Below are 12,297 nucleotides of genomic sequence, written 5' to 3' on the forward strand. Positions count from 1 at the left end.
GAACATATGTCCGGTTTTTTATTTTAGCGATTTAAAACTTTATTTTAAAAAGCCATTTTCAGCTAAGAAAGCCATACTAATATTTGACTCGGTTTTTTGTTCAGCAGCTTTATCACCCAGTAATAAACGCTCAATATAACGCGCTAATACATCGACTTCTAGGTTAACTTTGCTACCGACTTGCCAAGTTCCAATATTGGTACGTTCTGCTGTGTGCGGAATTAAGTTCAAACTTAAAATATTACCGCGTAAATGATTAATGGTTAAACTAATACCATCTACTGTCACAGAACCTTTCTCTGCTAAGTATTTAGCAAGTTCTACAGGTGCTGTCACTTCATAATAAATTGAGCGAGCATCTTCACGGACTACGGTAATTTCACCTACACCATCAACATGACCACTTACAATGTGTCCACCAAAACGGGTTGTTGGCAGCATCGCCTTTTCCACATTGACACGTTGACCCACTTTCCAGTTACTTAAAGTGGTACGGTTTAAACTTTCGCGAGAAACATCAGCTGCGTACCAGTTGTCTCCCCACTCAATAACGGTGAGACAGATCCCATTGGTTGCAATTGAGTCACCTAAATGTACATCCGACATATCCAAATCGGTTTGAATACGTAAACGCACATCGCCACCTACACTTTGCAGGCTTTCTACTTTACCTAAACTTTCAATAATGCCTGTAAACATGGCTCAATCTCCAAATCTTTTACACTGCTTAAATTGCAGCGCTTACCAAAGTGCGAGCTGCGTACTGTTACCTGAAGTATCTACACCACCTAGCTCGGCAAAGTGGTAAAGCTGGCCTAACAACTGACGTAACGGCGGCCCTGGTTTGGCATGAGTATCTGTAATCACAATAAACTCAAGCACACGTGCGCGCTCTGACTGACGTTGTTTACTTACGCGATAACGTGGAACATCTTGAGTCAATAAAGTGACTTTTCCACGCTCCAGATTGGCCATCAGTAAGTCTTTTGGCTCAATATTACCATCGGTCGAATAACTGGTCAGAATATAACGTGCATTGATGGTTGAAAGTAATTTTTCATACGCATCTTTTGCATGTTTAGAAGAGTTATAAGGACTTGGACGTTCTTTACGCCATGCACGGTCAATACCACTCTTATAGCCTTTCGTATCTGGCGGTGGTAAATCGACTTGATCCCATAACGTCAATGCATTTAGAACATGGTAGTTACTACTATAAGCATGCTGGTTATAAGGTGGATCAAGATAGGCTACATCTACTTCAAAACCGCTCATCTGGTTTGCTAAATGCTGAGCATCTACACACCACATTTCAGCAGCAGGGCGTTTACGGTCACCAATCTCACAAAAACGGCTCGGTGTGAGCCACAGCAATGATTCAATTCGTTCTAAGGCCGTTTGTGTACGTCCGCCCCACCCTTGGTGGAAGCTTTTAAATACACCACTGGTATTACTCACAAAACTTGCCGAATAGAGTAATGGCGCAAGCAAGGCACTCATTTCTACATCATTAATTGCGCCTTGTGCCTGCCATGTTGCAATCTGCTGGCGAATCGCATCAATGCGCATACCATTACGACGCTTAAAGAACAAACGGTCACGAGATGGATCATAGACATCATCATTACGAGGGCAAAGGTTATGCGTTACCCAACCTTTAACCTCAGGTAAGCGGTTTAAATAATCGATGGCTTTCTGGTAGCCACCAAGCTCTTTAAACGCGGGTGCATCGACACACGCTAAAATTGCATGATTTAAAGCATGGCTATAAGGTTCCCAGTCATTTGCAATGACTCGGTAACCGTTTTGGCGTGCCAAGCGAGACACCACACCACTACCTGCGAAGAAGTCGGCAAAAATCGGAGGATTCTTTTTCTTGCTGTTCAGCGTCCCTGTAATTTCCAGAGCTTCTAAAATCAAGTGGAGCAATCGGCGCTTGTTACCCAAGTATGGTACAAGCTGATGAAAAAGATATTCGTCTGTCGTGCGGGCTGCATGACGACGTTTGTGGTAAACCGAAGGCTCTGAATTCATACTTTCTCTTGCGTAGGGATTAACCTTAAGCGTATATCTTGATCAAGTTGTATTACATCAAGAAGTTTAAAACGAAGTTGCTGTGCCATATATTCAAAATCTGCGTTGAACATGGCTCTTGCACTTTGCCCCAATAAAGTCGGGGCAACATAACTGATCATTTCATCTACCAAACCTTTTTGCAAAAAGACGGTAGACAATGTTGCGCCAGCTTCAACCAGCACATCATAAATTTGGTATTGCTTAGATAAGGCCTGTAATAGTGTTTTTAAAGGCTGAATTTCTAATTGTATCACGCCTAAGTCAGCAAGTTCCTGACGATATGGCCCCATCACCATGACAGTTTCAGGATTTTCTAAAATTTTAGCAGTGAGCGGTAAACGCCCTTTTCGATCTAGAATTACCCGTTTTGGCTGCGCAACTGTTTCGATATCAAGATTATGGAGTGACCGTACATTAAGCTGACAGTCATCAGCAATCACAGTATCAATACCTGTAATCACGGCACCTGAAATCGCACGCCAATGTTGGACATCTTGACGAGCAGCAGAACCAGTAATCCACTTCGACTCACCCGATGCCATTGCAGTACGCCCATCTAAACTAGAAGCAACTTTTAAACGCACATATGGCATGCCCGTAGACATCGCTTTTAAAAAGCCTTGATTAAGTTGAGCTGCCAAATCTTCACAAATCCCGATTTCTACTTCAATACCGGCATTTTTTAAGATCTGAACACCTTTACCTGCAACAAGCGGATTGGGATCGGGACATGCCACCACCACTTTTTTAACCTGTGCTTTAACCAATGCTTCAGCACACGGCGGGGTTCGTCCATAATGAGCACACGGCTCAAGCGTCACATAAGCAGTTGCGCCTTGTGCTTGTTCACCCGCCTGACGCAGCGCAAAAACTTCAGCATGAGGTTGACCAGCTTTCGGATGAAAACCTTCACCAATCACTTGATTGTCTTTGACAATAACACAACCGACATTTGGATTTGGTTTTGTCGAATAGAGTCCTCGTTTGGCAAGTTCAATGGCTTGCTGCATCCAGTACTGATCTTGTTTCAACTCAGACATATAAATCTCAAATGATTAGTGTTCACGTTGTTGCATTTGCTCAATTTGACGGCGAAACGCTTCAACATCCTGAAAGTCTTGATAAACCGAAGCAAAACGAACATAGGCAACATGATCAAGTGCAAATAAAGATTGCATAACAATTTCACCAATAGTTCTAGACTTAACATCACGCTCACCTAAACGGCGAATCTGCAATTGAATATCGCTCAGAACCGTTTCGATCTGCTCTTGTGTCACTGGACGCTTTTGTAAAGCATGCATAAGTGAACGACGTAGCTTGGCTTCATCGAACGGTTCATTCTTTCCATTCGATTTGATCACACGGGGCATCACCACTTCATAGCTTTCAAAAGTGGTAAAACGTTCACCGCAAACTACACACTCACGACGTCGACGAATCTGACAGCCTTCTGCGGCTAGCCGAGAATCGATGACTTTACTATCTGCGGCGTTGCAAAATGGACAATGCATAGCGGACTTAATAGGGTCAATTACTTTGACCTAGTGTAGCAAAATTTCTACGCTTACTGAACCAGCATTCTATGAGACAAAAAAACAGCCCTGAGCCAGATCAAAGCATCGCTTTGATCACAGCCCAAGACTGTTTTTAGTACAGCAAATATATTACGAATTATTCAATACGTTCGCCATGTTGGCTTAAATCCAGACCCATACGTTCATCATCGGCATTAACACGCAGACCAATCACCACATCAATTACTTTAAGAATAATGAAGGTTGCAATACCGCTGTAAACCATAGTTGCAAGTACACCTTCAACTTGTACCCACAATTGGCCTGCAAATGTTGGTGCTAAAGTCACACTAGCTGCTTTAATGATTTCATCACTATAGAACACGCCAGTTAAAATCGCGCCGACAATACCACCTACTGCATGTAAACCAAAGGCATCCAATGCATCATCCGCTTTGAGTAAACGTTTAAGTGCTGTAATACCCCAGAAGCAGACTACACCACCGATTAAGCCCATCACTAGAGCTCCGCCTACGCCGACGAAACCTGCTGCTGGTGTAATCACAACCAAACCAGCCACAGCACCAGATGCACCACCTAATACAGAAGCTTTACCACGAATCATACGTTCTACAACTAACCAAGAGAACGCAGCAGCAGCGGCAGCAACTTGAGTCACTAAAATTGCCATACTTGCACGAGCACCAGCGCCTAACGCACTACCACCATTAAAGCCGAACCAACCTACCCAAAGTAAGCTTGCACCGATTACAGTTAAAGTTAAGTTATGCGGTGCCATAGATTCACGGCCAAGGCCAATACGTTTACCAAGCATGTAAGCTGCGACTAAACCTGCAACACCAGAGTTGATATGTACAACTGTACCACCAGCAAAATCTAATGCGCCTGCTTTAAATAACCAACCATCTGTTGCCCACACCCAGTGAGTAATTGGCGCATAAACCACAAGTACCCAAATTGTAATAAAGGCCATGAAAGCTGAATATTTCATACGGTCAGCAATCGAACCGCTCAAAATTGCGACAGTAATGATGGCAAAAGTCATTTGGAAAATAACAAATAAGCTTTCAGGAATTGTTCCACTTAGTGCATTAAAGCCTACGCCATTGAGCATCGCTTTAGACAAGTCACCAAAGTATGCACCTGTGCCAGAGAACGCGAGTGAATAACCAGCAATCACCCAAAGCAAACTTACCAAAATTGCGGCAGAAAGGCTGAACATCATGGTACTTAATACGTTTTTCTTACGGACCATACCGCCGTAGAACAATGCCAAGCCAGGAATCGTCATCAACAGTACTAAAGCTGTTGAAACTAAAATCCAAGATGTATCGCCTGTATCGAGTTTTGGTGTCGGTGCTGGAGCTGCCGGAGTTGCGGCAGCTGCTGGTGCTGCTGCAGATGTTGCAGGTGCTGCAGACGTTGATGTTGCTGTAACCTCAGATGTCGGTGTTGTTACAGTCTCTTCTGCCCAAGCGGCAGTACCACCCAAAAGTGCGCCTGTTAGACTCAGCGCCATAAGCATTTTTTTCATTCGTGTCCCCCAACCTCATTTGCGAGCTATTTATTGCTCAGCAAGCTTTGTGCCAATTTAGACAGCATCTGGTCCTGTTTCACCCGTACGGATACGGATGACTTGTTCCAGATTAGTCACAAAAATCTTACCGTCGCCGATTTTCCCAGTGCTTGCCACACGAGTAATTGACTCAATTACTGCGTCGACCATTTCATCGCTAATCGCAATTTCGATTTTTACTTTAGGTAAGAAATCAACCACATACTCCGCGCCGCGGTAAAGTTCTGTATGCCCTTTTTGACGACCAAAACCTTTAACTTCAGTTACGGTAATCCCTTGTACACCAATGTCAGAGAGTGCTTCACGCACATCATCCAATTTAAACGGTTTTACAATTGCAGTTACAAGCTTCATGTTTGTTTCCTTCGGCTTCTTTTCACCAGTAAGGTTTTATGTTCAATTTTCATGCCAATATTTCAAAGGTTGGAGGAGATGAATCTTTTGCATGAGCTTTCTTTATAACCTATTTAGTTATCAAGATGTAGATGAGCTACTAAAAATAAAATGAATTTGCAGTCCTGTTTTTATTTCATTTTATCGTTATCCAATATGGAAAAGCCAAGAAGCCTATATACGAGGTTCAAGCAGTGTTAAACTGGCAAGCATAAGGTAATACAACAGTTTGGATATCTCATGCTAGAAACTCTATTACAGGCTATTTTGGAACAAATTGACGAGCCTAAAAAAGATTTAGAAAAAAACTTACGTGCATTATTAAATGAAACTGTCGAGAAATTAGACCTCGTGTCTAAACAAGAAATCGAAAGACAAAAAACTGCACTTCATTTAGCCAACCAACGTTTAGAAGAGCTACAAAAACAAGTAAGTCTATTAGAAGAAACTTTAAAGAATAAAAAATAAGCACCAATGTAGCGCACTTATACTTTACAACGATTAAAAATTAAGCACCACAATGGAACAAGAAGATGTCTTTTTCTAAAATTTATACTCGGGGACTTTTAGGCTTACATGCGCCTCTCATTGAAGTAGAGGTACATGTGAGTCAAGGCTTACCTTCTCTAACGATCGTAGGGCTTGCTGAAGCAGCAGTCAGGGAGAGTAAGGACAGGGTTCGCTCAGCCATTATTAATAGTGGATTTCAGTTTCCGACTAAACGGCTGACTATTAATCTTGCTCCCGCAGATTTGCCCAAAGATGGTTCACGTTTAGATTTACCGATTGCATTAGGGATATTAATTGCCTCAGGTCAGCTTCCAGAGAACTGCACTGAAGACTTTGAATTTATTGGAGAGTTAGCACTAGATGGTCATGTAAGACCAGTTTCAGGCGCTTTAACTTTGGCCATGGCATGCCAGCAAGCCCAGCATAAAATTGTTTTACCCCAAGATAATAGTCAGGATATTAGTCATTTACCAAATCTTGAGTGTTATCCGGTTAGTCATTTAAAAGAAGTTTGTGAACACTTTTTAGGAAATACTAAGCTATCTCAGGTGCAATCATCTTCCCGCTCAAATGACATGCCGTATAAATTTGACCTTGCAGATGTAAAAGGTCAGCTACGCCCACGTCGTGCATTGGAAATTGCAGCCGCTGGAGGGCACTCCTTGCTCTTTAAAGGACCACCGGGCACAGGGAAGACTTTACTCGCCTCACGTCTTCCTTCAATTTTGCCACCACTTTCTACTCAAGAAACGCTTGAAGTTGCTAGTATTTATTCGATTTCAAATACGCCCCATACTTTTGGGCAGCGTCCTTTTCGTGCACCCCACCATACAGCATCAGCAATTGCACTAGTTGGGGGCGGCTGTCAGTTCCACAAATAAATCAGAGTTTACACAAATAAACTAGAGCAAGAATAAAAAGTATATTATCTATATGCTTTAATTTTTCTTTTTGTAAAAATACATGCCTGTTAATAATGAAAAAATAACGACTATTGACTGCTTTCCGAATGACAATATTAGTCGAGTAGTTTATCGATATGGTGGACTTGTCCGAAACGAAGATAACGACTCAACTAATCCTTTTGTTGAAGTGTTATTAATAGAAATTAGAAAGAGTGACCAATGGTTATTTTTAGATAGGTGTTCCACATTCCTAGTTCCAGTACTTGATCTTGATGCTGTTCAACATGGTAGCATTTGGGATGGAAATGTTCTGACCAATCAAACTTATAGATTTTCAGGAAAGCTTGTCACAAAACGATTTTCTTTCGACTTCACCAATAAAAAGCCTAAAAATATAAAACTTACAGATAGAATCCCCAATACATCAGATTACTACATCCCATTGAAGAACTATTTTCTCCCCAACAAAGTTGATTATGTTCTTCAGGGATATCCTTTCACTAAATACACCAGTGATTCATATCGGAAAGTGAATCACTGCTTAATGCATGCTAATGATGGAACTCAAGTCATCACTTCTTCAATTCATGTTATGCATAGCTTATTCGTCAATCGTAAAGATATTCGTGGACTCTTATTAGGAACTTCAAGCCAATCCATCATTAATCGCTTTTTAGAATCTTATACAACAGAAATTGAGAATGATAATGTTGAATATAAAGTAAAAATCAGAAAGCCCTATGAAGATATTGGTGAGACAGCAATTATTTTTCTTGCCAATCTAGCCTTAAATCCTCATGTGCAAATGATAGTTGATAAAATCCAAAGAAGTATGGAGATTACTGAGTTTAATCATCTTCAGCATAGCACAGGAACACGATATCCAATTGTATTTCCGCCACACCCTACAAAGCTTTTTCTAGAAGCAGAAGGAATATGGCTCGATGATAATAAGACACGTTTTTTTATCACTAGAGTGAAAAAGTTTGATCCTATTAATGATCACATCATTGATGTCAACAAAGACCTGACCAATACAATTTCAAAGCCTGATGATAAAAATCCTCAACCTCGTGAAAAAAGTCAAAATAAAAATGAGCATATCAATACACAAAAACCACCATCAAGAACAAGTGGTGAATACCGTAAGCGTTCTGATGTGGAAACTGGAAATACACAAGGTATATTGAAGTATTCTTTTAATGAACCAATCAATGATCCAATTGAAGTTGGCACACCCAATCATTCATATTCAGATAAATCAGAAGATGTCGAAACATCATCTGATGAACCTTATGGCAATAAAAATAACAAGATAAAAAAATCTGAAATGACAGATACACCACCTAGCAGAGATGAACGTTATGATATTCAGTATATAGTCCAATCTCTCCAACAACTTGCATCAGAAACTGATTCCCCATTAGAACACCTTTCAGCAATTAATGAGCATGGTGAAATGATAGCAAGTATTAATTTGCTTCAAATCAAAAAACTTGTGCCTGAACCCAAATACCCTTCATGGATTGATTATGAAAAAGGACGAAAATTATTGTTCTTAAAACTAGACTTAAAAGATCAAAAAGGTTTTTCCTATCTCATCGATATACACAAAAATAAAAATCATGAAGCATTTTGTGCTTTTCTTATCTTTACACAGCATAAGTTAACAAGCGAACAAATCAAAAAAATCTGCATTGAGCTAGAAAGTGCTAAAGGAATCAAAAAATGGGCACTCTACTGTGATAATTTCATTCATAAAATGATTGCAATAAAACACTTATATGCAACACCTGATGAATGGAAAAATCGCTTTAAAAGCTTATTCATAAGTCTACAGAAGTAGATAGTTTTTAAATTAAAAAGTATTTTTACATAACCACAGGTAGATGAAATTACTTGATATTTCCTGTTCTCAATATAATTGCGAAATAGAAAGGAGTGAAATTATAGTCTATTTCGCCTATACTATCTGTTCAATTTACATTTCTATTCGTATTCAAACACTTATGATTTTGACTCCACCCTAGATTATTTACCCATCTTTTTTGTAAATAACTCATCGCTGTCTAGTGATGTGGTGTAGTCGCTTGTGTTGTATATATCACATCACTAGCCTTTATCTAAAACTATATAAATAGGCTATTTCTATGTTTTCTAATGTACGAGAACAATGGTTCTCGAATATCCGTGGGGATGTGCTTGCAGGTCTAGTCGTCGGTCTAGCACTTATTCCAGAAGCAATTGCATTTTCAATTATTGCTGGTGTTGATCCCAAAATTGGCTTATATGCTTCATTCTGTATTGCAGTTGTGATCTCATTTGTAGGTGGTCGCCCAGCAATGATTTCAGCCGCAACAGGTGCTATGGCATTACTCATGGTCACACTCGTTAAAGAGCACGGATTACAATATTTGCTTGCAGCGACGATTTTAACTGGCGTGATCCAGATATTAGCAGGTTATTTAAAGCTCGCTAAGTTGATGCGATTTGTATCAAAATCAGTCGTTATTGGTTTCGTAAATGCTTTAGCTATCTTGATCTTTATGGCTCAACTTCCAGAGCTGATTAATGTGACATGGCATGTCTACATTTTAGTCGCTTTAGGTTTGGTAATTATTTATCTATTTCCATTAATTCCAACAATAGGCAAATTACTCCCATCTCCACTTGTTTGCATCATTGTGATTACGCTTATTGCCATTTCTCTAGGTATCGATGTCAGAACTGTTGGTGATATGGGATCATTACCTGATACGCTTCCTGTATTTTTAATCCCTGAGATTCCTTTAAACCTCGAAACACTGACTATCATTTTCCCTTATGCGATTGCTCTGGCAGCCGTGGGGTTGCTTGAGTCAATGATGACTGCAACAATTGTCGATGAAATGACAGATACACCAAGCGATAAGCATCAGGAATGCAAAGGACAAGGAATTGCCAATATTGCCTCTGGTTTTATGGGGGGAATGGCAGGTTGCGCCATGATTGGTCAATCGATGATTAACGTGAAGTCAGGTGGTTTAACCCGATTATCGACGTTCTCTGCGGGTATTTTTCTTCTCATTCTAGTTGTCTTTATCAGTGATTGGCTTAAAGTCATTCCAATGGCTGCATTGGTTGCTGTGATGATCATGGTTTCGATCAGTACTTTTGAATGGAGTTCAGTCACCCAATTAAAAGACAATCCGAAAAGTAGTAATGTCGTAATGATTGCGACCGTTATCGTTGTTGTCGCAACTCACAATCTGGCATTAGGCGTTTTAACAGGGGTTTTATTGTCGGCATTGTTCTTGGCGAATAAGTTAGAGAATGATATTCAAGTCATCGCTTCATTTGAAGGTAATACTCGTTTATATGATTTACATGGTCAGATCTTTTTTAGTTCCTCAGAGAAATTCATGCAAGGTTTCGATTTTAAGGAAGATGTGAAAGATGTGGTGATTGACTTAACGCATTCCCATATTTGGGATGTTACCTCAGTCGCTATGCTTGACTCTGTGGTAAACAAGTTTCAAAAAAATGGTGTGAATGTAGCGGTGCGTGGGTTGAACGAAGCGAGTTCGATTATGATCGATAAATATGGAACACACGCAAGAATATAACTTAAGAATTTAATTAAGGTTTTAAAAAGCAGGTATTTAAGGTTCAGGTATCTGCTTTTTTCTAAATCTTAGAATTTATCTTGATAAGAATGTTTAGAACAAATATTTGTCAAAATTACTATAGAGCTTTAAAATTAGGAGATGTATCTACAATTGCACTTATTGATAAAGGCAGTGCGGTTGTTGCAATTTTATTGGCTTGGCTTATTTTAAGGTGATCACAGTCAGAATGATCATAGGCGCAGCGTGTATTGTTCTAGGATTATTTATTATTTCAAAAAAATAGGGAGCTATTGATTGCTCCCTATTTAATGGTCAATGATGATCAGGATAGGCTTGTATTGAGCTTAAAATTTCTTCTCGTGCTTTTTCAACATTTCCCCAACCTTTAAGCTTTACCCATTTGCCTTCTTCCAAGTCTTTATAATGCTCAAAGAAATGATGGATACGATTTAAAGTAAGTTGATCTACATCATTGATATCTAAAATATGATCGTAAAGCTTTGATAGTTTAGTGTGAGGAACTGCAATGATTTTTGCATCAATGCCATGTTCATCTTCCATATACATCACACCCACAGGTCTACTCCTGATTACTGCACCAATTGCTACTGGATAAGGTGAGATAACCAATACATCTAATGGATCGCCATCCTCACTCAGCGTTTTAGGAATATAACCATAGTTCGCAGGATAAAACATTGATGTTGTTAAAAAGCGGTCAATGAAAATAGAATCAAATTCCTTATTCATTTCATATTTAACTGGGTCAATATTTTGAGGAATTTCAATAATACTGTAGAAATCATCTGGTGGATTGATGCCAGGTGGAATATCTTTATAGCTCATCATTCTTTTCCTTTTTGAGTACCGACAGTGCCAAACTGAACGGGAGTTTTTACATAAAAAATTCTGACATCTTCTTGATTCAGATGTGTAAACAATTGTTCTGATTCTGCTTCACTCAGAGCAAGTTGGACTTGCACAGGCTGGTCAACTAATTCAAAAAAGTGAGCTGAATGTAATCGCCCTGTATGGTCAATGCCTTCTGATCCATGAATGACTGTAGCACCCTTAAATCCTAACTCTCTTGTCAGTTCTAAGAGCCATTCATGGATGGGGATGTTTTTATGCCTTTGATTCATCTCGGTATAAAATGTGACTAAATATCCGTTCATTAAATCCTACTCCTGACTAATGTGTAGTCGTTAGTTGATAGGTAAATATGCCAAGCAAAGTAAATAGCAATGAACCTAAAACGTGGACTGTAATTGTCAAAATGGCATATTCAAATTTGCCACTTTGAAGTAAAGAAACAACTTCCATTGAAAATGTTGAGAACGTGGTTAAAGCACCACAAAAACCAGTAATGAGGAACAACTTGTAATTAGGATTCAAAGAGCTACTGGCAAAAAAAGTGACGGCAAAGCCAATAACGAATGCACCAACAAGATTCACTAGGACTGTGCCTAAAGGAATATTTGGGAAATAGTGGTTAAATTGAAGACCAATTCCCCAACGTATCCAAGCACCTAGAACAGCACCAAGACCTATTGAAAGTAAGGAGATGTACATGCATTTCCCCTGCCAGTTAAACAGAGAAAACTAAAAAACTAAGAGGAATTGATTTAAGAATTTGATACAACATAGCACAGCTCCATTAGAAAAAAGCAGAGCGCACAACTACGCACCCT

At 39.6% G+C, this 12,297-nt stretch carries 12 protein-coding genes and 1 pseudogene; 4 read left to right on the forward strand and 9 right to left on the reverse strand.

Annotation, left to right across the window (positions count from 1 at the left end; genetic code table 11):
- Positions 1-39: 39 nt before the first annotated feature.
- The 6 genes from J671_RS10330 to glnK all read right to left on the reverse strand — a co-directional run bounded on the left by J671_RS10330 (position 40) and on the right by glnK (position 5,544).
- Entirely contained in the window at positions 40-699 is a 660-nt protein-coding gene (locus J671_RS10330; RefSeq protein WP_002048938.1) for a riboflavin synthase, read from the reverse strand.
- Between the two features lie 42 nt (positions 700-741).
- Positions 742-2,034: a DNA adenine methylase gene (locus tag J671_RS10335; RefSeq protein ID WP_001083669.1), complete on the reverse strand. Its 1,293-nt coding sequence runs from the start codon at positions 2,032-2,034 to the stop codon at positions 742-744.
- Positions 2,031-3,116, reverse strand: coding sequence for a bifunctional diaminohydroxyphosphoribosylaminopyrimidine deaminase/5-amino-6-(5-phosphoribosylamino)uracil reductase RibD (ribD, locus tag J671_RS10340; RefSeq protein WP_031952207.1), 1,086 nt, complete (start codon positions 3,114-3,116; stop codon positions 2,031-2,033). Before ribD ends, J671_RS10335 begins: the two co-directional genes overlap by 4 nt.
- A 15-nt stretch (positions 3,117-3,131) precedes the next feature.
- Entirely contained in the window at positions 3,132-3,590 is a 459-nt protein-coding gene (gene nrdR, locus J671_RS0104375; protein ID WP_004710970.1) for a transcriptional regulator NrdR, read from the reverse strand.
- A gap of 160 nt (positions 3,591-3,750) precedes the next feature.
- Entirely contained in the window at positions 3,751-5,148 is a 1,398-nt protein-coding gene (locus J671_RS10345) for an ammonium transporter (RefSeq protein ID WP_002048891.1), read from the reverse strand.
- Between the two features lie 57 nt (positions 5,149-5,205).
- Positions 5,206-5,544 (reverse strand): P-II family nitrogen regulator, encoded by a 339-nt coding sequence (gene glnK / locus J671_RS10350; RefSeq protein WP_000780326.1) that lies wholly within the window; start codon positions 5,542-5,544, stop codon positions 5,206-5,208.
- A 279-nt stretch (positions 5,545-5,823) separates the two neighbouring features.
- Here glnK and J671_RS10355 point away from each other — a divergent pair, with 279 nt between their 5' ends.
- The 4 genes and pseudogenes from J671_RS10355 to J671_RS10370 all read left to right on the forward strand — a co-directional run bounded on the left by J671_RS10355 (position 5,824) and on the right by J671_RS10370 (position 10,603).
- Complete coding sequence (locus J671_RS10355) at positions 5,824-6,051, forward strand: accessory factor UbiK family protein (RefSeq protein ID WP_002048939.1); 228 nt, start codon at positions 5,824-5,826, stop codon at positions 6,049-6,051.
- A 65-nt stretch (positions 6,052-6,116) separates the two neighbouring features.
- A pseudogene (locus J671_RS10360) lies at positions 6,117-6,956 on the forward strand (YifB family Mg chelatase-like AAA ATPase); the annotation flags it as partial.
- A gap of 100 nt (positions 6,957-7,056) precedes the next feature.
- On the forward strand, positions 7,057-8,844 hold the full coding sequence (locus J671_RS10365) for a hypothetical protein (RefSeq protein ID WP_031982180.1): 1,788 nt from the start codon (positions 7,057-7,059) through the stop codon (positions 8,842-8,844).
- Positions 8,845-9,148: 304 nt separating this feature from the next.
- Positions 9,149-10,603, forward strand: coding sequence for a SulP family inorganic anion transporter (locus tag J671_RS10370; RefSeq protein WP_016654423.1), 1,455 nt, complete (start codon positions 9,149-9,151; stop codon positions 10,601-10,603).
- Between the two features lie 315 nt (positions 10,604-10,918).
- On the opposite strand, the gene ppa is transcribed toward J671_RS10370, so the two are convergent.
- From ppa to crcB, 3 genes are read right to left on the reverse strand one after another with little or no spacing between them, the layout of a single operon-like run.
- Positions 10,919-11,452 carry an inorganic diphosphatase gene (gene ppa / locus J671_RS10375; RefSeq protein WP_025470733.1) on the reverse strand — a complete coding sequence of 178 codons (534 nt, stop codon included), beginning with the start codon at positions 11,450-11,452 and terminating at the stop codon, positions 10,919-10,921.
- Positions 11,452-11,781, reverse strand: a complete 330-nt coding sequence (locus J671_RS10380; RefSeq protein ID WP_016654425.1) for a DUF190 domain-containing protein — start codon at positions 11,779-11,781, stop codon at positions 11,452-11,454. Before J671_RS10380 ends, ppa begins: the two co-directional genes overlap by 1 nt.
- 16 nt (positions 11,782-11,797) lie before the next feature.
- Positions 11,798-12,178, reverse strand: a complete 381-nt coding sequence (gene crcB / locus J671_RS10385; protein WP_016654426.1) for a fluoride efflux transporter CrcB — start codon at positions 12,176-12,178, stop codon at positions 11,798-11,800.
- Positions 12,179-12,297 lie beyond the last annotated feature (119 nt).

Source organism: Acinetobacter sp. 1130196, assembly GCF_000588095.1.
Classification (GTDB): domain Bacteria; phylum Pseudomonadota; class Gammaproteobacteria; order Pseudomonadales; family Moraxellaceae; genus Acinetobacter; species Acinetobacter nosocomialis.

Bases quoted from the DNA above. Each gene is read 5' to 3' on its own strand.
- J671_RS10330 (WP_002048938.1), bottom strand. From the start codon at position 699: ATGTTTACAGGCATTATTGAAAGTTTAGGTAAAGTAGAAAGCCTGCAA.
- J671_RS10335 (WP_001083669.1), bottom strand. From the start codon at position 2,034: ATGAATTCAGAGCCTTCGGTTTACCACAAACGTCGTCATGCAGCCCGC.
- ribD (WP_031952207.1), bottom strand. From the start codon at position 3,116: ATGTCTGAGTTGAAACAAGATCAGTACTGGATGCAGCAAGCCATTGAA.
- nrdR (WP_004710970.1), bottom strand. From the start codon at position 3,590: ATGCATTGTCCATTTTGCAACGCCGCAGATAGTAAAGTCATCGATTCT.
- J671_RS10345 (WP_002048891.1), bottom strand. From the start codon at position 5,148: ATGAAAAAAATGCTTATGGCGCTGAGTCTAACAGGCGCACTTTTGGGT.
- glnK (WP_000780326.1), bottom strand. From the start codon at position 5,544: ATGAAGCTTGTAACTGCAATTGTAAAACCGTTTAAATTGGATGATGTG.
- J671_RS10355 (WP_002048939.1), top strand. From the start codon at position 5,824: ATGCTAGAAACTCTATTACAGGCTATTTTGGAACAAATTGACGAGCCT.
- J671_RS10365 (WP_031982180.1), top strand. From the start codon at position 7,057: ATGCCTGTTAATAATGAAAAAATAACGACTATTGACTGCTTTCCGAAT.
- J671_RS10370 (WP_016654423.1), top strand. From the start codon at position 9,149: ATGTTTTCTAATGTACGAGAACAATGGTTCTCGAATATCCGTGGGGAT.
- ppa (WP_025470733.1), bottom strand. From the start codon at position 11,452: ATGAGCTATAAAGATATTCCACCTGGCATCAATCCACCAGATGATTTC.
- J671_RS10380 (WP_016654425.1), bottom strand. From the start codon at position 11,781: ATGAACGGATATTTAGTCACATTTTATACCGAGATGAATCAAAGGCAT.
- crcB (WP_016654426.1), bottom strand. From the start codon at position 12,178: ATGTACATCTCCTTACTTTCAATAGGTCTTGGTGCTGTTCTAGGTGCT.